At 51.8% G+C, this 24,870-nt stretch carries 23 protein-coding genes; 7 read left to right on the forward strand and 16 right to left on the reverse strand.

Going from position 1 to position 24,870, the window contains the following annotated elements; translation table 11 throughout:
• Positions 1-143 precede the first annotated feature (143 nt).
• A complete protein-coding gene (locus GW579_RS08705) occupies positions 144-1,931 on the forward strand; it encodes a methyl-accepting chemotaxis protein (RefSeq protein WP_165058548.1) in 1,788 nt (595 codons plus the stop codon).
• Positions 1,932-1,982: 51 nt separating this feature from the next.
• On the opposite strand, the gene GW579_RS08710 is transcribed toward GW579_RS08705, so the two are convergent.
• The 3 genes from GW579_RS08710 to GW579_RS08720 form a co-directional block, all read right to left on the reverse strand.
• A complete protein-coding gene (locus GW579_RS08710; RefSeq protein ID WP_165058550.1) occupies positions 1,983-2,819 on the reverse strand; it encodes an ABC transporter permease in 837 nt (278 codons plus the stop codon).
• Between the two features lie 21 nt (positions 2,820-2,840).
• Positions 2,841-3,680: an ATP-binding cassette domain-containing protein gene (locus GW579_RS08715; RefSeq protein WP_152324619.1), complete on the reverse strand. Its 840-nt coding sequence runs from the start codon at positions 3,678-3,680 to the stop codon at positions 2,841-2,843.
• Between the two features lie 123 nt (positions 3,681-3,803).
• A complete protein-coding gene (locus GW579_RS08720) occupies positions 3,804-4,736 on the reverse strand; it encodes a LysR substrate-binding domain-containing protein (protein ID WP_165058552.1) in 933 nt (310 codons plus the stop codon).
• Positions 4,737-4,841: 105 nt separating this feature from the next.
• On the opposite strand from GW579_RS08720, the gene betC reads away from it, so the two are divergent.
• Both betC and choX read left to right on the forward strand, forming a co-directional pair.
• Positions 4,842-6,383 (forward strand): choline-sulfatase, encoded by a 1,542-nt coding sequence (betC, locus tag GW579_RS08725; protein WP_165058554.1) that lies wholly within the window; start codon positions 4,842-4,844, stop codon positions 6,381-6,383.
• 1 nt (position 6,384) lies between these two features.
• A complete protein-coding gene (choX, locus tag GW579_RS08730) occupies positions 6,385-7,326 on the forward strand; it encodes a choline ABC transporter substrate-binding protein (RefSeq protein WP_235937326.1) in 942 nt (313 codons plus the stop codon).
• Between the two features lie 86 nt (positions 7,327-7,412).
• Here the strand turns inward: choX and GW579_RS08735 are convergent, their stop codons facing one another.
• Positions 7,413-8,579: a M20 aminoacylase family protein gene (locus tag GW579_RS08735; protein WP_165058556.1), complete on the reverse strand. Its 1,167-nt coding sequence runs from the start codon at positions 8,577-8,579 to the stop codon at positions 7,413-7,415.
• Positions 8,580-9,151: 572 nt separating this feature from the next.
• Between GW579_RS08735 and GW579_RS08740 the strand changes: the two genes are divergently transcribed.
• Positions 9,152-10,750: a methyl-accepting chemotaxis protein gene (locus GW579_RS08740; protein WP_165058558.1), complete on the forward strand. Its 1,599-nt coding sequence runs from the start codon at positions 9,152-9,154 to the stop codon at positions 10,748-10,750.
• Between the two features lie 290 nt (positions 10,751-11,040).
• Here the strand turns inward: GW579_RS08740 and GW579_RS08745 are convergent, their stop codons facing one another.
• Positions 11,041-11,274, reverse strand: coding sequence for a putative hemolysin (locus GW579_RS08745; protein ID WP_152324625.1), 234 nt, complete (start codon positions 11,272-11,274; stop codon positions 11,041-11,043).
• A gap of 197 nt (positions 11,275-11,471) precedes the next feature.
• Between GW579_RS08745 and GW579_RS08750 the strand changes: the two genes are divergently transcribed.
• Positions 11,472-12,029 (forward strand): SLAC1 family transporter, encoded by a 558-nt coding sequence (locus GW579_RS08750; RefSeq protein ID WP_165058560.1) that lies wholly within the window; start codon positions 11,472-11,474, stop codon positions 12,027-12,029.
• Between the two features lie 118 nt (positions 12,030-12,147).
• On the opposite strand, the gene GW579_RS08755 is transcribed toward GW579_RS08750, so the two are convergent.
• The 6 genes from GW579_RS08755 to ptsP all read right to left on the reverse strand — a co-directional run bounded on the left by GW579_RS08755 (position 12,148) and on the right by ptsP (position 18,787).
• A complete protein-coding gene (locus GW579_RS08755) occupies positions 12,148-12,510 on the reverse strand; it encodes a PTS fructose transporter subunit IIB (RefSeq protein ID WP_152324627.1) in 363 nt (120 codons plus the stop codon).
• A gap of 13 nt (positions 12,511-12,523) precedes the next feature.
• Positions 12,524-13,387 carry an AraC family transcriptional regulator gene (locus GW579_RS08760; RefSeq protein ID WP_165058562.1) on the reverse strand — a complete coding sequence of 288 codons (864 nt, stop codon included), beginning with the start codon at positions 13,385-13,387 and terminating at the stop codon, positions 12,524-12,526.
• 169 nt (positions 13,388-13,556) lie between these two features.
• Positions 13,557-13,874: a PTS fructose-like transporter subunit IIB gene (locus GW579_RS08765; protein ID WP_152324629.1), complete on the reverse strand. Its 318-nt coding sequence runs from the start codon at positions 13,872-13,874 to the stop codon at positions 13,557-13,559.
• 32 nt (positions 13,875-13,906) lie between these two features.
• Entirely contained in the window at positions 13,907-15,157 is a 1,251-nt protein-coding gene (locus tag GW579_RS08770; RefSeq protein WP_165058564.1) for a class II D-tagatose-bisphosphate aldolase non-catalytic subunit, read from the reverse strand.
• Positions 15,158-15,175: 18 nt separating this feature from the next.
• Complete coding sequence (locus tag GW579_RS08775; RefSeq protein ID WP_165058566.1) at positions 15,176-16,228, reverse strand: PTS fructose transporter subunit IIC; 1,053 nt, start codon at positions 16,226-16,228, stop codon at positions 15,176-15,178.
• 42 nt (positions 16,229-16,270) lie between these two features.
• A complete protein-coding gene (ptsP, locus tag GW579_RS08780; RefSeq protein WP_165058567.1) occupies positions 16,271-18,787 on the reverse strand; it encodes a phosphoenolpyruvate--protein phosphotransferase in 2,517 nt (838 codons plus the stop codon).
• 359 nt (positions 18,788-19,146) lie between these two features.
• On the opposite strand from ptsP, the gene GW579_RS08785 reads away from it, so the two are divergent.
• Both GW579_RS08785 and GW579_RS08790 read left to right on the forward strand, forming a co-directional pair.
• Positions 19,147-19,800, forward strand: coding sequence for an HAD-IA family hydrolase (locus tag GW579_RS08785; RefSeq protein WP_165058569.1), 654 nt, complete (start codon positions 19,147-19,149; stop codon positions 19,798-19,800).
• A 118-nt stretch (positions 19,801-19,918) separates the two neighbouring features.
• Entirely contained in the window at positions 19,919-20,197 is a 279-nt protein-coding gene (locus tag GW579_RS08790) for a hypothetical protein (RefSeq protein WP_307803314.1), read from the forward strand.
• Positions 20,198-20,273: 76 nt separating this feature from the next.
• Here GW579_RS08790 and bhsA read toward each other — a convergent pair whose 3' ends face one another.
• The 5 genes from bhsA to GW579_RS08815 all read right to left on the reverse strand — a co-directional run bounded on the left by bhsA (position 20,274) and on the right by GW579_RS08815 (position 24,858).
• Entirely contained in the window at positions 20,274-20,531 is a 258-nt protein-coding gene (bhsA, locus tag GW579_RS08795; RefSeq protein ID WP_152324634.1) for a multiple stress resistance protein BhsA, read from the reverse strand.
• 239 nt (positions 20,532-20,770) lie between these two features.
• A complete protein-coding gene (gene aroD, locus GW579_RS08800; protein ID WP_165058571.1) occupies positions 20,771-21,652 on the reverse strand; it encodes a type I 3-dehydroquinate dehydratase in 882 nt (293 codons plus the stop codon).
• Between the two features lie 102 nt (positions 21,653-21,754).
• Positions 21,755-23,296 carry a NosD domain-containing protein gene (locus GW579_RS08805; RefSeq protein WP_152324636.1) on the reverse strand — a complete coding sequence of 514 codons (1,542 nt, stop codon included), beginning with the start codon at positions 23,294-23,296 and terminating at the stop codon, positions 21,755-21,757.
• 225 nt (positions 23,297-23,521) lie between these two features.
• Positions 23,522-24,241, reverse strand: a complete 720-nt coding sequence (locus GW579_RS08810) for a DUF554 domain-containing protein (RefSeq protein ID WP_152324637.1) — start codon at positions 24,239-24,241, stop codon at positions 23,522-23,524.
• Positions 24,238-24,858: a UbiX family flavin prenyltransferase gene (locus GW579_RS08815; RefSeq protein ID WP_152324638.1), complete on the reverse strand. Its 621-nt coding sequence runs from the start codon at positions 24,856-24,858 to the stop codon at positions 24,238-24,240. The genes GW579_RS08810 and GW579_RS08815 overlap by 4 nt, the downstream gene beginning before the upstream one ends.
• Positions 24,859-24,870 lie beyond the last annotated feature (12 nt).

A 24,870-nucleotide genomic window follows, 5' to 3' on the forward strand; every position in this document is an offset into this window, starting at 1 on the left:
GTTAGGAACATTTTTAAAACAAATACCTTACGACTACAGCTATCACACCTTCATTCCTCATCCATTATTTTTTGTGACACACCTCAAGTTTTTCGCCTTTCTGCCGTTATCTAAATCTTAAGATTCCTTCCAGGGAAACGCCCATGTTAAAGACCATCCGTTCGCGCATTATTACAGCCTGCATCGCCATTGTGGCCTGCTCGCTGGTGATCAATACCTTCCTCAGTTACACCGTTGCAGCTAAATACAACAGTCAGGCGACAGATACCACGCTGAACGCCCTGACCTCCAGCCACACGCAAGGGATCAGCGATTGGGTCAGTTCAAAAACAGGGATGATTGTTTCACTTCAGTCAGTTGCGTTAACGGAAGATCCGGTTCCGGTACTTAAACAAATTGCCAGCGCGGGCGGGTTTACTAACGTCTACGTCGGTTATGCAAATAAAACCGCAAAATTCTCCGATCCGACCGGCGTGCCGTCCGATTACGATCCGACCGGCCGCCCGTGGTACAGGCAGGCAGCCGAAGCCGGGCATCCGGTCGCCACGCCGCCGTATATTGATGCCGGCACCGGTAAGTTAGTGGTCACATTCGCCGTACCCGTGATGGACGGCGGCACGCTGAAAGCCATTGTCGCCGGTGATGTCTCGATGGACAGCGTGGTGAATAACGTCAATACCCTCCATCCGACGCCCGGCAGTTTCGGGATGCTGGTGGATAAGTCCGGTGTCATCATCGCGCACCCGGACGATAAGCTGGCCCTGAAACCGTTCAGCTCGCTGGCGGAAGGCGTGAATTTGCAGGATTTATTCGCAGCGAAAACGCCGGTGGATATTCAGCTGAATGGCGCAACAAAGCGCGTTCGGGCTCTGCCGGTCGCGGGCACCGAATGGTACACGCTTGTATTGCAGGACAAGAGGGAGTCAACGGCGGGTATGCGTTCGCTGCTGACCTCTTCGGTGATTACGCTGATTGTGATCATGCTGATTTCGGCCGCCGTGATTGGCCTGATCATCACCCGATCGTTCCGCCGTTTGTCGGTGGTGCGCGATACGCTTAACGCCATCAGCTCCGGTGAGGACGATCTGACCCAGCGCTTACCGACCGACGGCCACGACGAGGTGACGCAAATCGCCCATGCGTTCAATACGTTCGTGGATAAACTCAGCAAGGTGATGTCCGAAATCCGCACCACCAGCGAATCCGTTAAAATTGCCGCCGACGAAATTGCCGCCGGGAATAACGATTTGTCGGGCCGTACCGAATCCGCGGCAGCCAGCCTGCAACAAACCGCCGCGTCGCTGGAGCAGATCACCGCTACGGTTTCTCAGTCTGCCAGTTCCGCTAAACAGGCCAGCGCGACGGCGAAATCCGCCTCAGAAGCCGCCACACGTGGCGACGAAGTGGTGACGAAAGTCATTACGACGATGGAAACGATTGAAAGCGCGTCGTCAAAAATCGGCGATATCACTGGTGTCATCGACGGCATTGCGTTCCAGACCAACATTCTGGCGCTGAACGCCGCGGTTGAAGCCGCGCGTGCAGGGGAACAGGGGCGTGGATTTGCCGTGGTCGCCAGCGAAGTGCGCAGTCTGGCACAGCGCAGCGCGCAGGCAGCAAAAGAAATTAAAGTGCTGATTGAATCGACGGTGAGCAGCGTGGCGTCGGGTTCCGCGCAGGTGCGGCTGGCCAGCGACAGCATGAGTGAAATCGTCAGTAACGTCTCGAACGTCAGCAGCGTGATGATGGAAATCACCCACGCGTCCGAAGAACAGATGCTGAGCATTCATGAAATCAACAAGGCGATTACCCAGCTTGATGGCATGGTGCAGCAGAATGCGGCGATGGTTCAGGAATCTACCGGCGCGGCGTCAGCCTTGCAGGAACAGGCCACCGGTCTGGCACTCGCCGTCGGGCATTTCCGCGTGTAAGTTCTGTTGATGAAATCAGAAGGCCAGACGCTGTCACGCGTCTGGCCTTTTTTACGCCCTGCCGCCCTGTTTACGGGCAAAACTGGCCGACAGCCGGTCCAGCAAAATCGCCATCAGCACCACCACAATTCCGCTTTGTAACCCGAGTCCGATATCCAGCTGCTGAATACTGCTGAGAATATCATTCCCCAGACCACCGGCTCCGACCATCGAGGCGATAATCACCATCGACATTGCCATCATAATCGTCTGGTTCACGCCCGCCATAATTGCCGGTTGCGCCGCAGGCAGCTGCACTTTCCACAGCAGCTGCCACGGCGTACAGCCGAACGCCAGCCCGGCTTCGATACGCGCCTGACTCACCTGACGGATCCCCAGATCCGTGAGGCGCACCACCGGCGGCATGGAAAATAAGATGGTGGCAAAAATGCCCGGCGGACGCCCGAGGCCAAACAAAATGGTCGCGGGTATCAGATAAACAAATGCGGGCATGGTCTGCATGAAGTCCATCAGCGTACGCACGACACTGCCGACGGTGGCGCGGCGTGCGCTCCAGATCCCCAGCGGAATGCCAAACAGCAGGCTGAAAAATGTCGAGGAAAGCGTCAGCGCCAGCGTGATGGACGCGTGATCGCTGTAGCCGCTGTAAACGATGTAAAGCGTGGCGAGCAATGCAAACAGCGCGAAGCCTTTGCCAATACGCCAGAAGCCAATCGCGACGGCCAGAAACACCAGCCCCCACGGCGAGAGCCAGCCGGTCAGGGTTTCGAGGCCGCCGGCAACGGCGTCGATGCCAGCCGAAAGGCCATCAAAAAAACCACCGGCATGCACCAGCAGTGCGTGAATGGCGCTGTCGATCTGACGGCTAAAATCTAAGGGATAGGCCATAACGTTCTCTGCATAAAAGACTTAAAGAGTCGGCTGCCAGACATCGGCGAAAGATTCTGCCAGCTGCCAGCGCGAGGTATCCACGCCGGAGAAGAAGTGTCGGACGTAAGGCGACGCCGGAGCGTTAATGATGTTTTCCGGCGTTCCGACCTGCACCAGTTTGCCCTCTTCCATAATCGCAATGCGCGTCCCCAGACGCAGCGCTTCTTCCATATCGTGGGTAACGAAAACCACCGTGCGCTGTTGTTCTGCCTGAAGTACCAGCAGCAATGACTGCATATCACGGCGGATAATCGGATCCAGCGCCGAGAACGCCTCATCCATCAGCAACACCGCAGGGTTCACCACCAGCGCCCGCGCCAGCCCGACGCGCTGCTGCATGCCGCCGGAAAGCTGATGCGGATACTGCGCGGCAACGTGCGCCAGCCCGACTTTTTCCAGCATCGCGTGAGCCCGTTTGTGCCGTTCGTCACGGCTGACGCCCGACACCTCCAGCCCGAACGCCACGTTATCGAGCACGGTGCGTTCGTCAAACAGCGCAAACGACTGAAAAACCATGCCAATCTGGCTGCGGCGCAGTTCAATCATTTCGCGGGCATTCAGGCTGCCCAGCGCCTGCCCCTGAAACAGGACATCGCCGGAACCCGGCTGAATGAGAAAATTGAGCGTGCGCAGCAGCGTCGATTTCCCCGAGCCGGAAAGCCCGACAATAACAAAAATCTCACCGGCTGTTATTTGCAAACTAATATCGTCCAGCGCATTGACCGGCGGTTTATTCTCCTCGCGGGAAAACAGTTTCTTTCCGGTAGAGGGAGAATAACTTTTAAAAACACGACGTAACTCGATGATGGATTGCGTCATAATGGTTTCGCACTCTGTTAATTATCCTGACACGCTAACTCAAAATAATAAAATAAGTGATGTCTTTTGGGATTCTATATAGAGTTATTTCGCATTAGCTTATGACCATTTGTGAAATACACTCTATTTCTGCCGGGAAACAGGGGCGGAATGATGATGAAAATTCCATGCTTCATTTAACAGCCAGCGGGTCACTTTTTCCTGCTGTACGGACGCCGGTTTACTGCCGGAAGAGATGAGATAATAGCCCCGTTCTGTGCGCACTTCCGGCCCGCAAACGAACAACTGACGGCTTTCCAGCAGCGCCGAAATCAGCGGCCGCCAGCCGAGCGCAATCCCCTGTCCTTCGACCGCGGCCTGGATCACCAGCGAGTACGCATTAAAGGTGCGCGATCCGGCGTGATGCTGTGCAGGCAAGCCCTGCGAACGGAACCAGTCTTCCCACGTCAGCCAGCGCTGCGGACGGGTTTCCGGCAGCTTCAGCAGCGGGAAATTCATCAGTTTTTCCGGCAGCGGATTATCGCCAAGTTTATCCATAACCACCTGATTACAGACAGGAATAACATCCTCGGGAAACAGCTTTTGCGCATGCGTCCCCGGCCAGTTACCGTTGCCAAAATAGATCGCCAGATGGGCGTTGTTATCACGAAAATTATAGTCATTCGGCGAAGTCGACACCTGCACTTCCACACCCGGGATCAGTGCCTGAATCGCGTTCATCCGCGGCATCAGCCAGTAGGTGGCGAAGCCCATATCGGTGTCAATCCGCAGCGTACTGCGCTGATATCGCGTGCGTTCTATCTGCTCGCTGATGTCGCTCAGGCTGGCGCGGACAATCTGGTAAAGCGCACTGCCCGATTCGGTCAGTTGCACGCCCCGGTGACGCCGTTCAAACAGCGGTCCGTTGAGCAGATTTTCCAGCATCTGAATACGCTGACTGACCGCCGGTTGCGAAAGTCCGAGCTCATTTCCCGCTGCGGTAAAATTACCGTGTCGCGCGGCCGCTTCAAATACCACTAAAACCTGCAACGGAGGCAATTCTAATTTTCCTGCCATAAACCCACCTTATGCCATGATAATTTAATAACCTCTTCACAGAATTAAAAAGGCATGCGATAAAAATATCACGATTTGCTAATTAATTTTTCTTTCAGGCTAACTATGCTTATAAATAAACCGAATATCGTTATTCTCATGGCCGATCAGTTAACCGCCGGGGCATTACGCACCTACGGAAATAATGTCAGCCTGACGCCCAATATCGACAAACTGGCCGACGAAGGCGTGGTCTTTGAATCCGCCTACTGCAACAGCCCGCTGTGCGCCCCTTCCCGTGCGGCGCTGATGACCGGCCAGTTTTTGTCAAACAACGGTGTCTACGACAACGCCGCTGAATTTCGCGCCGACTCGCCGACCTTCTGCCATTACCTGCGCGAACAGGGTTACCAGACCTGGCTTTCCGGCAAGATGCATTTTTGCGGCCCGGATCAGTTGCACGGTTTTGACGAGCGCCTGACCACCGATATTTATCCGGCAGATTTTGGCTGGACGCCGGACTGGGCAAACCCGGAACGCCGTCTGGACTGGTTCCACAACATGAGTTCAGTGCTGGAAGCCGGTGAGTGTGTACGCACTAACCAGCTGGATTTCGATGATGAAGCGCTGTTTATGGCGCGCCAGCGGTTGTACGATGCAGCACGGAAACCGGACGATAAGCCGTTTCTGCTCCTGCTTTCACTGACGCATCCGCATGATCCGTTTGCCATTCCGCGCCGTTATCTCGACCGGTTTGCGCAGGAAGATATCGATCTGCCGAAAACCGGCGCGGGCGATGTGGAAGACGACGCGCACTCGCAGCGCCTGCGCGCCATGTATCAGCTCGAAGACGGTTTGCTCAGCGACGAACAAATCCGCCGCGCCCGTCACGCCTATTACGGCTCAATTGCCTACGTGGATGACTGTTTTGGTGAAGTGGTCCGCACGCTGGAAGAAACCGGTCAGGCAGAAAACACTGTGGTATTTGTGATTGCCGACCACGGCGAAATGTTGGGTGAACGCGGGCTGTGGTACAAAATGACCTTCTTCGAAGGTGCCGTGCGCGTACCGCTGATTGTCCATAATCCGAAACGCTTTGCGCCCCGCCGCGTCGGCGGCAACGTCTCTCTGGTGGATTTACTGCCGACGTTCACCGAACTGGCGGGCGGCGCGGAACGCCTTGAGCACCCGGTTGCACCGCTCGACGGCCACAGTCTGGTGCCACATCTTAACGGCCAGCCGGGGCCGGACGAAGCCTGCGCTGAATATCTGGCGGAAGGCGCGATTGAGCCGATGGTGATGATCCGCCGCGGGCCGTGGAAATACATTCATTCGCTGACTGAAGCGCCACATTTGTACCAGCTTGAGCAGGATCCGTTTGAGCTGAAAAACCTCGCAGCGCTGGCCGAACATCGCGATACCGTCGCGGCGTTTGCGGCCGAAATCGCCGCCCGCTGGGATTTAAATACCCTGAATAAACAGGTTCGCGCCAGCCAGTTAAAACGGCTGTATCTGACCGAAATCGCCGGGCGGGATGCCATTCCGCAATGGGATTTCCAGCCGCATCAGGCCGCTTCGCACCGTTTTATCCGTAACCACCAGACGCTGGACGAGCAGGAAGCTTTTGCCCGTTACCCGCGCCCTAATAAACACCCGACCGGGGAATAAGATGATGATAAAAAGACTCACCACGCTGATGCTTCTGGCCAGTGCCAGCCTGCTGCCGCAGAGCAGTTTCGCCGCTGACGACGCCCGATGCGCCACCGTTAATCAGTCCGACCCCGGCTGGACGGATATTGCGGCGACCAACGCCGTGTCCGGCGTGGTGCTGAACGCGCTGGGTTATCAGCAAAAAGTGCAAAACCTTTCCGTCGCGCTGGCATTTCAGGGATTGAAAACCGGCCAGCTGGATGTGTTTTTAGGTAACTGGATGCCCGCACAGGCACCGGTTATCGCGAAATTCACCGATGACATCAGCGTCATCGGCGCTAATTTACCGGCGGCCAAATTTACGCTGGCCGTACCGGATTACGTGGCAAAAGCGGGCGTGAAGGATTTCGCCGATCTGGAGAAATACGCGGATAAGTTTGATCACAAGATCTACGGCATCGCGCCGGGCGCACCGGCAAATCAGAACATTAAGAAGATGATCGACCAGCATGATTTTGGTTTGCAAAACTGGAATCTGGTGGAGTCGAGCGAAAGCGGCATGCTGGCGCAGGTAACGCGGGCAGTGGATCGCAAGCAATGGATTGTGTTTCTCGGCTGGGAACCGCATGCCATGAACACGCGCTTTAAGCTGACGTATCTGAGCGGTGGCGATAAATGGTTTGGTGCGAACTATGGCAGTGCGACGGTGAACACCGTGACGCGCAAAGGTTTTGCCGGACAGTGCCCGAATCTCAACCGTTTCTTCACGCAGCTGAAATTTAACGTACCGCTGGAAAACGCCATCATCACCCGCGTGCTCGATGACAAGCAAAGCCCGGAAGACGCCGCCCGCGCCGAACTGGCGAAACATCCGGAACTGCTGACCGGCTGGCTGAACGGCGTGACCACCCGCGACGGTCAACCGGCAGAAAGCACGGTGAAAAAAGCGCTGGGGATCTGATCGCCCGGAGTGAACACAAAAAAAGCCAGGCAACTTATGTGCCTGGCTTTTTTGTGTCGGACGTTTATCAGTCCGTCGTCCGCCGTTTAAGCGTCTGCATCTTTCAGCTGTCTTTCCACCAGAGTTACCCAGATGCCGATGCCCAGAGGAATGAGATCATCATTAAAATCGAAACGGGCATTGTGCAGCGACGCGGAAGGTTCTGCGCCGTCGGCACCCAGCCAGAAATAAGCCCCGGGACACCGCTCAAGCAAATACGCAAAATCTTCTGCCGCCATCGAGGGCGGATTATTGAAATGCACTTTTGTTACGCCCGGCGAGTGCTCGGCGGCTTCGCGCACATTTTCGGCCTGCGCCGGATGGTTTTTCGTGACCGGATAACCGAACTCCCAGCGAACTTCGCCTGTAACACCAAACGGCAGCGGCACGGACTTGACGTATTCTTCAATCAACCGCCAGCAGGTCATGCGCGTTTCATTGCTCTGGCAGCGCAGCGTGCCGGACATGTGCAGCGTTTCCGGGATCACGTTGATTGCCTCGCCCGCCTGTAATTGCGTCAGGCTGATCACCGTTTGTTCCAGCGGCGACAGGCGACGTGAAATCAGACTTTGCAGCGACAAAATCAGCTGCGCGCCGGCCACCACCGGATCCGCACCCAGTTCCGGCATCGCCGCATGGCAGCCTTTGCCGGTGAGCGTGATGTGAAAATTATCCTGCGACGCCATCATCGCGCCCTGGCTGACCGCCACTTCACCGACCGGCAGGCCGGGCCAGTTATGCAGCGCGTACACTTCCTGCATCGGAAAATGTTCAAACAGCCCTTCATTAACCATCATCTGGCCGCCCCCGGCATTCTCTTCCGCCGGCTGGAAAATGAAATGTACCGTGCCACGAAAATGGCGGTTTTCACTGAGATGTCGCGCCGCGCCGAGTAACGTCGCCGTATGGCCATCGTGGCCACAGGCATGCATCAGGCCGGGATTTTGCGAGACGTGTTCGAAATCATTGAGTTCCTGAATCGGCAGCGCATCGATATCCGCGCGCAGGCCGATTGAAGGCCCGTCGCCGTTGCGCAGGGTCGCGACAATACCTGTTCCGGCGAGTCCGGTGTGGACGTCCAGGCCGAAAGACAGCAGCAGTTCACTGATTTTTCGCGAAGTATGATGTTCATTCAGACCCAGCTCTGGCCGGGTGTGGAGTTCACGGCGTAACTGTTTGGCTTGTTTAATAATCTGCTCGGAAATGACCGCCATAAACCCTCTGTGCTGATCTGAATTCAGTGCGGCGGGCCTGACCCGCGGGCACATTGTTAATTTAAAGTATCACATTCAGAACGATTGGGTTAAACGTCAAATAAGGCCCCCATCGCTGGTCAGAGGATGCGGATTTGCCCGCCTTGCGCATTTTCAGAATTTGCCCAGTATTTGCCGGATCATTCAGTTGTGCTTGAATGAAAAACGCCCCTGAAATCGTACTTTTATTGCGCGCAATCGTTATTCAGAATTGCTAAGTTATATTACCGCTCCCTCCTGCATGAAATTTGCCTTAATACAGTTTTTTATCTTTATCAACATTAAAACTTTCATTCCACATAAAAATTACATTTATATTAATTCAACAATAAAATTAACCTTTAATATTATCTCACGCCACCAACCTGGTTTTGTAATTTAAATATTTCTGGTCAGTAACAATGAATCATTGCATAGTAGTTTCGTCATGGAGTGTGCTAACAATCATTTGGACGTTATAAACAGGTCATAACACAGCAAATCAACAATATAACAACGTTATTAAATATTATTTAATAACACAGAGGTTCCTCATGCGCGTAAACATGCCAGTGACACAACGGGAATATGGTTTAGATCCCGACACCACATTAATGTCCACGACGGATGTCAACAGCCGGATTATTTATGCGAACTCCGCGTTTATCAATGTCAGCGGATTCTCCGAAGACGAACTGATCTTCAAACCCCACAATTTAGTCCGCCATCCGGACATGCCAGTCGAAGCCTTTGCCGACATGTGGTTTACCCTGCAACAGGGCGACAGCTGGACGGGGCTGGTGAAGAACCGCCGTAAAAATGGCGACCACTATTGGGTTCGCGCCAACGTCACGCCGGTACATCATCAGGATAAACTGACGGGATATATTTCCGTGCGCAATAAACCCACAGAGCACGAAATTAAAACCGCAGAAGAATTATACAAATTAGTTAAAGATAAAAATGCCGGAAGCCGGAAGTTTTATAAAGGTCTGGTGGTGCGCACCGGTTTATTTTCACTCGTTTCGGTATTACAAAAACTGCCGGTAGGCTGGCGTTTACGTTTACCATTATTTATCGCGGGCATTTTCCCGCTGTTATTTCCGCTGACGGGGACCGGTCAGACATGGGTAGCTATTTCAACTATGGTCCTGTTACTGCTCGCCGATCTCTTTTTGCAAACACAAATCCGCAATCCGATAAAAACGATTCTGGGTCAGGCGCAGCAGGTAGTCTCCGGGAAAAAAGCCGATTCCGTGCATTTTAACCGCGTCGATGAAATTGGTTTGCTGATGCGTTCAGTGAATCAGTTTGGCCTGAATCTGCATTCTCTGGTGGAAGATGTCGGGGCGCAGGTCGGCGGGATTTCAAATATCAGCAATCTGATGTCAAAAAACAGCACGGCGCTCAGCGCACGTACCGAAGAAACGGCGGCCAATCTTCAGCAAACCGCTGCGGCGATTGAAGAGATTGCCGGTGCCGTCGGGCAAAGCGCCGACACCGTGATTCAGGCCAGCAAACTGGCGGACAGCGCCGCATCCGTGGCGAAGAAAGGCGGCGAAATCATGCAGGACACTATCGGCATGATGCAGTCAATTTCGCAGGCCAGCAGCAAAGTCGTGGACATTATTTCCGTGATTGACGGCATTGCCTTCCAGACCAACATTCTGGCGCTCAATGCCGCCGTGGAAGCCGCCCGCGCCGGAACCGAAGGCCGCGGATTTGCCGTGGTCGCCTCGGAAGTACGCGTGCTGGCGCAACGTTCTGCTACCGCTGCCAAAGAAATCAAAGCACTGATCGAAGCGAATATGCACAGCGTTGAAACCGGCGGTCAGATGGTAGAAAGCGCCGGTCAACAGATCAGCGAAATTATCGGTGAAGTGGTGCAGATGTCGGGGCTGATTAAAGAAATCAGTCACGCCACCCGCGAGCAGACATCGGCGCTTTCACTGATTAATACGTCGCTGGCGCAGATTGAAATCATGACACAAGACAATGCCGGGATGGTGGCACAATCTTCTGAATCGGCTGAAACGCTGAACTATCAGGCGATGCGGCTGAAAAGCGCCATCGACGTGTATGGCGGTCAGATGACAAAAATGGAGAGCCGATCTGCGCTGCTGACTGGTTTCGAAAAAACCACCGTCAGTTAAGAAATATTCAGAAACTCGCGCGGGCACTCATCTGTTCGTTCTGCCCGCGTCAGAAACCAGGAGTACAGCCGCATTCATTCTGAAAATGACGGATGAATGGGCGCAGTCGCGGAAACGCTGTCTCTTCTCTTTCCGGCGCGGTATATCCGCATGGGTGATATCCTTCCGGGCACCGCTAACGCACTGGCCGGAATGACGTTTCCCTATCAGTTAGTGAACGCTTACAACGCACCCATAAAAAAGGCTTTCCTCTTTCAGGGAAAGCCTTTCGCGGAGCTAAGAATCCTGCCCTAGCGGTGGTCGTGGCGGTACAGCTCCCATTCGTCGATGTGTCTGCCATCAGGAAATACACAATCTGTCCTGACGCCCTGCTGCGTTTCAATATTCACCGATCTGCCGCCTCTTTCATGGCAATAAACCGCCGCCGGATTCGCCATTCCGGTCTGACGTCTTTGCGGTTCGTGATGATGATTCACACAGCCCGACAGCGCTGTTACCATGATGATGAATAAGAGTTTTTTCATTCTGAACCTTCGTGGAAAGAGTAAGACAACGCGGCGATTCTATTCCCCAACGCTTTCGGTTATCTACTCATGGTTTCCTAAAAATGCGCCTCGTTTGGCCTGCGTTTTGATTTACAGCGGAACATTGACCGGGCTTATCGCTGAGGGCTTTTTTTGCGTATAAACTTTGCCGGTCATTTCACTTCCGGTTAATCGCTATGTCATTTTCGCAGTTTGTTCATCGGGTTCCCGTCAGTTTTTTCGGGATGGTTCTGGGGGTTTTCGGGCTGGGCAGCGCCTGGCGCTATGCCGCCACGCTGGGACTGGGGCCCGCCTGGCTGGGTGAAATGCTCATCTTTGCCGGAAGTTTCATCTGGCTGACGCTGACGCTGATTTACGTCGTTCGCTGCCTGACCGAACCGAAAGCCGTGCGCGAAGAGTTTCTCAATAATAACCAGTTCAGCTTCATCAGCCTACTGCCCGCGGGCGGCGTGCTGGTTTCGACAGGCTTGCATCCGTACAACCTGCTGCTGGCGAACACGCTGATGACCGCCGGTGCCACCGGGCAACTGATATTTTCCGCCTGGCGCTGCGCCCCGCTCTGGCGCGGCGAATTTGCTTCAGAAGCCACCACCCCCGGTTTTTATCTGCCAACGGTTGCCGCCAACTTTATCTGCGCCATGGCCTTCGGCACAGCCGGCAAGTCATCGATATGCAGATTTTGTCGTGGATTTTATTTTCGCTCGCCAATCTTCTGCTGGCCGGGCTTATCGTGAAAACGCTGTTGTTGCTGATGAGCGGCAGATTGTTGCCGGGGAAATAAGACAGCGGACGAATGCGGGAAGTGAGCTTCCCGTTTCAGGGTGCGGCATCATGGAAGAACCGCATCCCAGATCAGATATCAATGGTTTTGCCTTTCGGGTAATGCAGTATTTTTTTAATTGTGATCAACACTTGGTTAGGGTTCATGAGCAGTGAACTGATCCTGACGTTGATCACCCGGCAGCCGGTAAACCGGTCAGGGTTATCAATGACAATATCGGCGGCGATAATGACAAGATCGGTGGTTTCAATGTCCTTTTCAGACAGTTTATTTTTAATCCCCAATACTCCCTGTGTTTCAATCTTGACGCCAAAATCATACTCCCTGGCAAGCTTTTCGAGCTTTTCTGCGGCCATGTAGGTATGCGCGACGCCGGTAGTGCAGGCGGTGATCGCGAGGATATTAATTTTTGAGGTTCCTGTTTTTAACGACATATCGCCTCCTTATTTAAGGTTTATTCGTGAATGAGTGATTACGGTTGATTTTTCTGTATTCAAGAGGCGTGCACTCGTTGATTTCTTTAAAAACCTTACAGAAATAATTGTTGTCCGTGAACCCGCTTTTCACAGAAATTTCCCGTATCTTCAGCGTGGTATTCGTCAGTAACAGCCTGGATTTAGCGATACGTGTCTGCGTAAGATATGCACTAAATTTACAGTCTGAGGATTTTGCAAAGAGCCGTGAAAGATAGCTGGGAGAGATATTAAAGAATGCGGCGACAGAATCCCGATTAACGCCACTGTCATAATTATTGTCGATATACCGTTTAATATCTTCTATCAGTGAAGAATTGGGCGTTGCAGAAGGCGAATGATTAAGCTGGTCATAAATATTATTGACCAGCGCCAGCACCAGATGAGAAAAGGTTTCCGTCGTGGAATCCTGCTCCCAGGCAAGTTCTTCGATGAGCTGAAGAATAGGTTCGCGAATATTCACACTGGCATTTTGTAAGGCAAATTTCTCGACCTCTTTGAACTGATGTCCATCCCAATTAATGATGCTAAAACCAATATCCTGCCGTGAGAATACCAGTGACAATGAAATCACCGGAGTTGACCAGTCAGGAAGATTCCAGCCATTGGCCGGAATATACGTCATGGTCCCCACTGGCTGTTCAAATTTAATAATTTTGTCAGAGCCTTTGGCCACCAACATGTTCATTACCCCTTTCACCGTAAGTTCGAGGCGAGGCAAATGCAGGCGATATGCCATTCCCGGCGGTTCAGCACGGCCGTTCGCGACGAATACCGAACTGGCATTCGCGTAAATGCTGCTGAATTCACTGAGTATCGATTGAATAAATGCGCTCATGGCGTCTCAAATCCTGCATCTGCCGGGTAACTCCTCACTATTACATAATCATTAACATAACGTTATTGTGTTTTACTCAAGCTTTACGACACGACTCACAGAAGTTCAGCGTTCGGAGGCATCAGGCCAGATAACGCTCTGCTTTACGGTGGGAAACGCGCCTGAGCGCTCAAACAATACCGAGATTCTCAGCGATTTTTACCATGATCTTATCCGCGTGCCGCACGGCCGTATTGGAACCTACGCGGACTATTTTTTTATGCGTAAAACGGTTTTCATTTTTAATGCTGACATCATTAGTCAATATAACCATATCTGCATTTTCAATATCAGAAGAATTTAATTCATTCTCCACGCCACTGGCTCCCTGGGTTTCTACTTTAATTGACCACCCCTTTTTCTGCGCAGCAGTCAATAATGCTTCCGCCGCCATATAAGTGTGCGCAACCCCTGTAGGGCATGCCGTTACAGCAATTAACAGAGTCATATTTTAAATCCTGAAAGGATACAACGTGTAAATTACGCCTTACATACGCGACTTGTCAGCCCTGGCATATTAAAGCATTCGGCTTCATTCTGGATAACATCTTTAATTTTATTCACCACATAACGCTGTGGCTCTATACCGAAACGTGAAAGATTAGAAAACATTTTTTTCATTTCGGCGACAACATCATTTTTCTCGTAATTATAATGCCCACTAAGTTCGAGAATTTCTTTTAATAAATCCGGCTCATTGAATATCTGCTCCTCAGATTTATTTTTATGTTCATCAGTGATCCATTTTTCCCATTTGTGGCTCAGCACACAGGCTCGGGTCAGCACCGTTTTGAAATTCGACGCAGCCGGGATCAGAGATTTGGACGCGAGATCTTTCTCCACTTCATGCAGTGTCAGATACGCGCGGGTTTCCCAGGTGCCATAAGCCGGAGCTACGTTCATGGCCGTAATACCCAACCCCGGATGTTTGAGCAGAATATCATCCGGCAAATAATCACCGTTATGCTCTTTCAAGCCGACACCGTAGCGGTTACTGATGTCCGACAACTGGTTGGCCTGAACATCATTAAAATGACCGACGTTACGCGTCAGGCGTGTCAGGGTGCCCGTCTGGCCCACGATAAATAGCGGGCGTGGCAAACCGGCCACATCAAGACGCGTATTGAGTTCGATAATAAACTCTTCAAACACTTCAATGGATGTCAGCCCACCATTGGTCTCTTCGGTTCCTACTTCATAATAAAACTGCTTAAGCCCTTTTTTCTGACGATAATCTTCACAGAACTGAATGAGTTCCACTGTGCGTTGCAGAACAATTTCGATATCAATGGCTTGGCCAACGACATACGGATCTTTCGTCGGGTCAATGTGTAGCAGATCGAAACCGGCATCCATATCCACTTCGTAAGAACGGCGCGCCAGTACCATGGCTTCACTTTCGGGAATATGATCTTTACGTTCTTTATCACGCTGCCAAGGGCCTCCATGGTCGCGGCACAGGAAGTAATCGCCGTCGAAGCCCACTTTCTCCGCGACCGCTTTCAGATCGGCGGCAAAACGGAACTGATCCCAGTTATTCACGTACCCGGCACCGAACTCATCGGCATCCACCTGGTTGCGGCTGGCAATAAACATCAGGGGTAAATCTTTCTCTTTACCCAGTTCGAAACAGGCCTGAATCAATGCAGGTGACATCGGCCCAATCCCGAGCATTGAGGATTTTCCGCCTTTAACGATGTAGTCAACATACTGCTTGAGTGTGTTTTTCATAGTTTCTCCAGTTATTAATCAATCGAAAGAAATATCGAGTTCTTTCTCTGTTTTAAACTTCGGTTTCATTAAGGTTTTCAAAACTTTGACGGCGATTGCTGTTGCGACTGACCCACAAATCACGGCGATAACATAGCCCACTGGATTGCCGATAATTGGCAGAACGATTAACCCGCCCCAGGGCGCGGCATTGGTTGCCCCAAACCACAATGAGATGATGGATCCGACGGCTCCGCCGAACATATTGGCCGGAATGACGCGCATCGGGTCAGCGGCGGCGAAGGGAATGGCGCCTTCACTAATGCCGATAAGCCCCATGACGAAAGCAGGCTTGCCCGCTTCACGCTCTTCATCATTAAAAATGCCTTTAAAGAAGAATGTCGCCAGCGCAAGGCCAAGCGGAGGCGTGCAGACAGGAACCGCGACAGCGGCCATGAGCTGTGGATTGGTGGTGATGAGCGCTACGGCAAAGAAGAAGGCGGTTTTATTGACCGGCCCGCCCATGTCGAAGGTGATCATGCATCCAAGAATAATCCCCAGAACCACAAAGGATGCACCTTGCATTCCTGCCAGCCAGATGCTCAATGATTTCATGATCCAGGCCACCGGATCCCCGACCACGTAATAAATCGCGATGCCGGTAATAAAGGTACCGACCAGAGGGATCACGAAAATCGGCAGAACCATACGCAGGAAATCAGGCACTTTCAGGCGGGCAATTATTTGCAGCAGCATCCAGACCACCAGCCCGGCGATTATCCCCGCCAGCATGCCACCGAGAAATCCTGCGCCCATCTGGTTCGCCAGATAACCGCCGATAGCTCCCGGCGCGATACCCGGTTTTTCCACCATTGAGTAGGCGATAAATCCAGCCAGAATTGGGATAAACAGGCTCAGGCCTGCGATGCCAATAACCGACATAGCTTTAAGAAAACCCTGATCAGGTAGGGCGGCCTTCCCGTTCAACATCACCGACAATGCCAGCAACACCCCTCCGGCAACCACGAAGGGGATCATGTATGAAACGCCGGTCATAAAATGGCGCTTGGTATTTTTCAATAAACTGAGCATAGAGACCTCATGTAGGGTGAGAGGTAATGATTATTTTAATAATTAGAATTCAACGTCTATTGCCTGAGAGACTGCCTTATAAATTTCACTGGCCGTTTCACTGCGGCTTATTTCATTTCGGAAATCCTCATTCATTATTTTTCGGGCGAGCCGGGAGAAATATTTCATATGGTCATTGTCGGTGCTGTCTTTGCGAATAGTCAGCATAATGACAATATTCACGGACTGTTCTGCCCACTGAACGGACTCCTGTAATTTGGCAATACTGATGGTTGAGTGAGAAATAAAATCTGACTTCGTATGCGGTATTGCAAAACCAAATCCCACGGCCGTAGGGAATGAATCCTCACGCTTCCAGATATCTTCAGCCAGTTTTTCACGATTCGCCGTTCTGCCCTGTAACCAGAGGTTGTCCGTTAATGTTTTAATCACTTCATTACGGCTGCCGGCCGCAACGTTATGCAAAATACAGTCATGTGTCAGAATTACGCGGGGAATATCTACAGCCACATCCGGGCTGATGAGAAGAGATTTCACTTCAGAGGAATTCCCGGCGGCCAAAACTTTCGCCACCAGCGACCGACATTTCACCAGGCTCAGCCCTGAAATATCATTTTTAATCGCGGGGATCGCCGAAGCGCTCATACTTAATTCGTCGAATCCGAGCCCGGCCAGCACGGGCAATAAAAGGGGATCCGCCGCCAGCTCACCGCAAATGCCTATCCACCGTCCTTCCCGGTGTACGCCATCCACAGCAAATTTAAGGGCACGAAGGAAAGCCGGAGAATAATGGTCATAAACCTTCTCAACCCGCGTATTTCCACGATCGGCGGCAAAAAGATATTGGGTAAGATCATTACTGCCAACACTGAAAAAATCGGCATGTCGGGCAATTTCGGTAACGGCAAACAACACGGAAGGCACTTCGAGCATGACGCCCATTTCGATGGCATCGTTAAATGGCAGAGCGCGCAATTTCAGTTCTGCTTTGACCTCTTCCAGCACGCTGCGACACCAGATGACTTCCTCAACAGAAGCAATCATCGGGATCATTATTTTTGCATTCCCCTCTGCCGAGGCGCGCAAAATAGCCGCCAACTGCGTCCTGTACAGACCGATAAACTCTGGATAAATACGGATCGCCCGATAACCGAGAAAAGGATTTTCTTCTTCTGGAATATTCAGATACTCAACCGGTTTATCCCCGCCGATGTCAATCGTACGAAATATCACAGGCTTTCCATTTGCCCTTTGCAGCACTTTGCTGTAATGCCAGAAAAGCTCTTCTTCCGAAGGAGGCTGCGGGCGATCCATGAAAGCCATTTCAGTCCGGTATAACCCGATCCCTTCAGCGCCAAAGCGAAAAATGTTTTCCACTTCAGCGCTGCTGCCAATATTGGCCAGCACTTCCAGACGATGGCCATCAGCGGTCAGTGCAGGCTCAGACACCTTTGCCAGCATTTGTTGCTGCTTTACCGCAGACACCGCAAGTTCGCTTTCGTAATAACCGAGAACGGCCGCATCCGGTGCGGGAATAAGCAAGCCGAGGTTGCCATCAAGCACCATGACCTGCCGTGTGTCACCCGCCAGAAGCGCATCATCAAGGTCAGTGATAGTCGGGATCCCCAAAGAACGGGCCAGAATTGCGGTATGTGATGTTTTGCCGGTATGAGAGAGCACCAATCCCGCCAGAAATGATTTATCGAGCGCTAAAAACTTTCCCGGTGTCAGCCGGTCGGCAATAAGAAGAGTGGGTTCTGTAAGACGGAGTTCTGAGTGTGGCAAAACCAGTTCAGCGTGAATTTTCATCAGGATCTGCTGGGTAATATCCATAACATCCAGCACGCGCTCGCGGATATATTTACTGGCGGAACGACTGAGAATTTCACTGAACACACTTGCGGCAGAAACTACGGCAGAATAAGCATTCAGGTGCTGATGGATATTATCTTCAACCTGTGTTGAAAACGTAATATCGTTAATCACAGACAAATGAGCCTCAACAATATCGCGCTCCACGCCTGAAATATTTTCCAGACGCAGGATTTTTTCTTTTTTCAGCATATTGATCCCGGCGCGGAAACGTAATATTTCTTCTTTTTCCCCGAGGAATTCTTTAGGAGCCTGATTTTCAAGTTGAGCAAAACTTATGCTCTGACAAATCAACGGACGCGCAATCGCAACCCCACCACAGATCCGGGTACCGTGAAAACAAGCCGGATGTAATTCACGCAGAGTACGTGGCACCGGTGACGCCGTTATCGGGGAATCTTCCTGCACCGCCTCTTCCAGAAACAATAATTTTTCCATTAAGTCAGAAAGTTGCAGGCTGGCATCAAACTCATCTTCACCACAAAAAGCAATCTCACAGAGATCGTTCAATAGCGTATCTGTACCCACAAGCGCCAGCGCACTTTTTGCATTGGCGGTTATCCCGGTACGGGAGTTTTTCCAGAAAATCTCCGCGCGAAAGGTATTGCACAAGCGCTCAATATGTCCGGCAGGACGGGCATGGATCCCCTCGTTCAATTTACAGCGATAAATTAATTGCTCAGCCATATCTACTCCGCGTTGAGAATATTTGACGACATTTTATTATTTGCCATCCATGACTCTATCCTCGTGGGAGAATGCAAGCCTGAATATAGTAATTTTGTATCCTTTGCTGTAGCTGAATTTCATCGTTGTAAAAGTGTGATTGTCATCCCAATTTAACCTTTTAGAATTACACGTTTAATACTATGATTTTTAATAAATAATTTATAAATTTATTCTCCGATCATTTTTTGGGATCTTCATCACAGGTTGTAAAAAACACAGAGAGGTCATTTTATTTATATAAAGGCCGTTTTATTACTATTTTAATTGTCATATTGCTCACTAAGATAAGGTCAGACATTTTTCAACGGAGTGGCAATATGCACTGCAACGCGCTGATGTTTGATCTGGATGGAACACTCGTGACTTCTCTCGATTTTGTCGAACACTCATGGAATCGTTGGGCTGCGCAATACGGACTCGATATCGAAGAAGTGCGCCGCTTTTTGCACGGAAAACCAGCGATGGCGACGTTAAGACATTTTCTTCCGGATGCCGGAGAAGCCCAGTTGCAGGATATTTTCCTGACACTGGAAGATTATGAGGCGACGCATACCGAAGGTATTACCGCATTGCCCGGCGCCAGGGAATTTCTTGCGCAATTAAATACATTGGGTGTGCCGTGGGGGATCGTGACTTCAGGATCATTCAACGTCGCATCTGCACGGATCGCCTGTTCAGCTCTGCCTCCCCCGCCAATTCTGATCACCAGTGAAAACATCACCTGGGGAAAACCTCATCCGCAGCCATTTTTGCTGGGTGCCAGCCGCCTCGGCGTTGAGCCGTCAGAATGTATCGGGTTTGAGGATTCAATCGCAGGATTAACGTCAGTTCAGGCCGCAGGATGTCAGGTGGTGGAAGTCAAAACGCCGCATTCCGGACACCACAATCTGCGGATAAAGCCCGTCATTGAGGATTACCGCAGATTGCGGATAAAGGCGTTATACGATCATTTTTACCTGAGCTTTCATTAAACCTCAGGCCGTCAGTTTCCGGATACTGACCACAGAGACGGCTTAAGCAGATTCGACCTCCTGCAAACATCCGATACATTTAAAAAAGCCGAGTGGCTCACATAAACGGAAAAAGTTCGTGGATAAGATAATTTGGCTTAAATCGAATGTCACTGGCAGGGAGGTGGGAATGGAAAGGTACCAAAATCGTGGAGGTAATTCGGGTATCGTCGCTTTTTTAACAACGGAAGATTCAATTACGGTGAAGTTTAAAGATGGCTGGCATTACATCTACAACTCCATTCGCCCCGGTCTGGCAGATGTGGACCGCATGAAAGCGATGGCGAAAGCAGGCAGCGGCCTCCATGGCTTTATCAACCGCAAGATCCGCAATAACTATTTCCACAAGTATCATTGAGCACGGCATGATTTCGTAAATTGCAGACACGAAAAAGGCGGCAACCGCCGCCTCTTCTGCTTATTACTGTGACATCTTATTTATACAGTTCAGCAGTACCGTACATCTGGTTATTACCGGAAGCACCGATGATGCGGTATGAACTTGCACCGGCTTGTTCAGCTTTGGCATTCAGTTGTGATTGCAGGCTTGGCAGTGAACCGTATGTTGATGCGCTGACCACACCTATGGTTTGCTGACCGGCAGGTGCGGACTGAACCTCAGTTGCTGCCAGAGTGGTGAATGAAGCGGTAGCCAGAGTCAGAGCGGCGATGGTCATTGCGATATTTTTCATGATGTTAATTCCTGTTCGTTAATTTAGTTTGGGATGCCTTCTTCAGAAACCCCGGTTTCAGGTCAACGTTATTTATTAATTAACGTTCGATAAGTAAATACTAAGGGCTGATGAGACTTTGTGCAAGATATTTATTTAATGACCGTTAACTAAATGTGCGATCGCGTTCTGAAGCGGGCAGGAAAGGGATGAACAGACTGAAAAACGGCAGAGGCGGTAAACGCTCTGCCGCAGGAATATCAGTGGTTTGCGATAGCGGCGTGCAGGGTTTGCATTTCTACGTCCAGCTGATGTGCTTCTATCTGCCCCGGTGCCGACGGCGTGCCAAGCATCCCGAAGGTGAGATCGTCGCCAAATACTTCACCGGAAAGACGCGATACCGCACCCAGACCGCCCATCGACATGGTCAGCAACGGTTTGAGGGAATACTTATCGCGGATCTGCGCAGTGGCGTCCATCAGGGTGACAACATCTTCAGGATTGTGCGGCATCACGGCGATTTTCAGGATATCCGCGCCCATGCTGTCTTGCTTGCGCAGTCGGGTAACGATTTCGGCGACCGATGGCGTTTTGTGGAAATCATGGCTGGACATCACCACTTTGATCCCCGCTTTGTGTGCGGCGGTAACGACTTCCTTAACCACTTTTGCATCGCGGAACATTTCGACGTCGAGAATATCGATGAAATGGTCTTTGGTCAGCGACAGATACAAGTCGCCATACGCTTTATCGCTGATTCTTTTCACGCCACCTTCTGTCTGTGTGCGGAACGTCAGGATCAGCGGTTTACCGTCAGCGGCCGCGGCAACCTGTTTGCCTAATGCGCCCACTTTGGCGGCATCAGTGGCGAAATCCAGGTAGTCGATACGGTATTCAATCAGGGATGCATCGGCGTCAGCGCCGATAGATTTAGCCTGGGCCAGGACCTGTTCTGCCGTGCTTCCGGTTGTCGGAATGATGATTTTTGGCACGCCTTCGCCAATCACAGTATTACGAATGGTGATAGGCACCGCGTGGCGTTGCAAGACTGCCGCCTCTGGTGCACTGGTTTGGGCAGCCATCGCGGTACCCTGGAGACTGAGTAATAGGGAAAGAGCTAATAAACTTTTGGTTAAACTCATTATCGTTTTTCCTGTTGACCATCGTGACGCGTCTGCCGGGTGGAAAATCCAGCCGGCGACGTTTTTTATTTGCAGGGAATGCACGTTGTCAGGACAAAAGTTTTACTTCAGCGCAACCGGTTTACTCAGTGTGGAAGTGGCACCGTCGCTGGTAGTGGCGGTTGAGGTAACATTCGCCACCTGCAAATCTGCCGCGACGTTAATCTGGTCGTGAATGACGCCCTGTCCTTTGGCATTGATGGGCACCATCTGATAACCCAAATAATTTTCAGCTTCATCCTGTGTGGATTTGCTGTTGGAGAAGAACTCAACGCGGTACAGCGTATTGGCTTCGCCTTTCACCTGACCGTCGATGGTCAGCGCGTTCTGGCTGCGGCTTACGCGGGTAATCGCCGGAGCCTGCTGATCTTTATTCGGGGTTTTCTCGCAGTCTGCTGACGGGCCGTCAATCGCGCAGATTTTTTCGAGTTTGCTGGTGTCGTTGCTGATACCGCCGCCACGGTTGCCGGTGAAGGCCGCGTGTTCCAGACCCGGCACGTTAAAGACGATAGCGCCTGCAAAACCGTCCAGACAACTGCCGCCGGCAAAGCAGCGTTTAACCGGTTTACCGTTATCAACCATGATGTTAGCCGTAATGCGGTTCACCGCAGGTCCGGTGATGCGGTTGATGCCGAACGCGCCATTTTTACCCGGTTCGCCCTGCGGACGCACGGAAACGGCTACGCGGTTGCCGGTCATGATATTGCTGTCGACGATATTTCCGGTGCCGCTCAGCGTGACGGCAGAGGACAGATTGGTGAAGGTATTACCGGCGATATAATTGCGGTTCCCCCAGTTAAGCTGCACGCCGTCGGAATAGTTTTCAAAATGGTTATGCAGCACTTCGTTATCATTCCCCCACAGCATTTCCAGCCCCTGAGAAGGTTCTTTATTATTTACGTCGTCGGTCGTAATAAAGTTTTCCGCAATCAGGTTAAATGACGCACCGCGCGTCGCTTCCATCGCATCACCATTATTAATGAAGGTATTACGGATAATTTTATTACGCTCGGTGGTGGTCGCGGTGGAATTCCCTTTGCCGTCATCGCCGGTCATCATGATGCCAGCACCACCGTGGTTGCCCACGATACGGCTGTCTTCGATGACGTTATTTTTAGCGCGGTTAATCAGAATGCCGATGCAGAAGTTGCGGACTTCGATGCCCTGCAAAGTCACGTCATGGGTATCGCGTAAAACAAGACCTGGCATGGTGGTAGTGCGGACGTTTGCGCCATACTGGCCGCTGACCGCACCCGGACAGGATTGCGGTTCGCTGCCTTTGATATAACCGGAACCGTCGATGGCAGCGTATTTGCCATTTTTCTGCCAGTCGAGATTTATGATATCCACCGGCCCGAGAATTTCCGGCAGCGGTTTAACCGGTTTAATCACTAGCGGCTGATTATCGGGGGACTGAAGCTCAATGCGATAATGTCCGGCGTTCTGGTTATTTTTCTCCAGTGCCCAGCGCAATGTGCCTGCGCTGCCATCATCGGCGGATGAGGTAACTTTTAAAACTTCTGGTGCGGAATTAATCGTTTCTGCTGCAAAGGAAGTCAAAGGCATTAATAATGCCAGCGTAACGGAAAGTTTATTTTTTATCATGACAGAACCTGTTTCTTCTTAGATAAAAACGCATTATTTCCAGTCCCTGGATCCCTGTCATTCTCAGAAAGGACGCAGCAGCAAGCCACCGCGTGCGATTGAAATCACTGGTGTATTTAATTTTCAAACATGGCTTTCTGAAATAACGTCATCCATCATTTTTATTTCCCGCACGCGCAGTCGCCCGAACATGCGGTTTAACGTCTGTTACTGTCTGCTGCTTAGTTAGAAAAAGTGAGTCCACAGGGCGGATATTGGCATCGCCAGTAACAGCGCGGGCAACATATTGGCCACCGGGAAAATCTTAATACCGCAGATTCGAAAACCGGTCGCGAACATCAGTACACCCCCAACGGCGGAGAAATCGGCCTGCATGGCGGGCGTGGTCAGCGGCAGGATAAACACCGCACCGTACGCCAGCAGCAGCTGGATGATTAATTGCGGAACCGCCACCACGGCGACGGCAAAACCGAGCGTGGTGGCAAAGATCGCCGCAGTGAACAAATCCAGAAACGATTTGGCAATCAGCACGCTGGTGTCGCCGGTCATGCCTTCGTGCATCGACCCGAAAATCCCGGTGCCGCTGGCGCAGAACAACACAATGATTGCCACGTAGCTTTGCAGGAATTTCTCCTGAGATTCCTGATCGCCCGGATCGGATTTCACAAACACCTCAACCAGACTGCGGGCTTTACTGCCCAGTTTGCCGATGCCTTTTTCCAGATAACACAGTTCACCGAGCAGCGCGCCGAGGATCACCGACAGCACCATCACCGGCATATGGCTGAGTTTTACCACCAGAACGACGCCCATACACATGGACGCCGCGCCGAAAATCAAGGGCATAGACGTACGGATGCGCTCCGGCAGGCGGTGACTGAGCACCGCGCCGACAATGCCGCCAATCAATACGGCGGAGCCGTTGATATAAGGTCCGATAATCATGAGTCTTTACTCCTGGTCATTAACTTCATGTTTTCACCCCAGCGAGGCAAATCGGCACAGTCCAGATCCAGCAGACCCAGCGCGCGCGCCACGCTATGCGCAATAATTTCTTCAACAGTTGTCGGCCTTGCGTACAGGGCAGGCACCGGCGGAAAAACAATTGCGCCGGACTCCGTCACCTGTTGCATGTTGCGCAGATGCCCCGCATGCAGCGGCGTTTCACGCACCATCAGTACCAACCGGCGCCGTTCTTTTAATACGACATCAGCCGCCCGCGTCAGCAGATTATCCGTCAGGCCGGTCGAAATAGCCGCCAGGGTATGCATCGAACAAGGCGCCACCAGCATGCCGAGCGTGCGGAATGACCCGCTGGCAATCGCCGCCCCCACCGCGCGGAAGGGATAAACCACATCCGCCAGTTCCGCCACATCCGTTTCAGTCAGCGTGGTTTCGTGCTCACGGTTGAGGTGCCCCGCCGGGGAGATCACCAGATGCGTTTCCACATCCAGCTGGCGCAGGTAACGCAACGCCTGAACGCCATAAGAGAACCCGGACGCGCCACTGATCCCGACGATAACGCGGGGTTTCTGTGGTGCCTTTAATGCAGACCCTGACATGCTGTTTCCTTA

The organism is Rahnella contaminans, assembly GCF_011065485.1.
In the GTDB taxonomy this organism is placed as follows: domain Bacteria; phylum Pseudomonadota; class Gammaproteobacteria; order Enterobacterales; family Enterobacteriaceae; genus Rahnella; species Rahnella contaminans.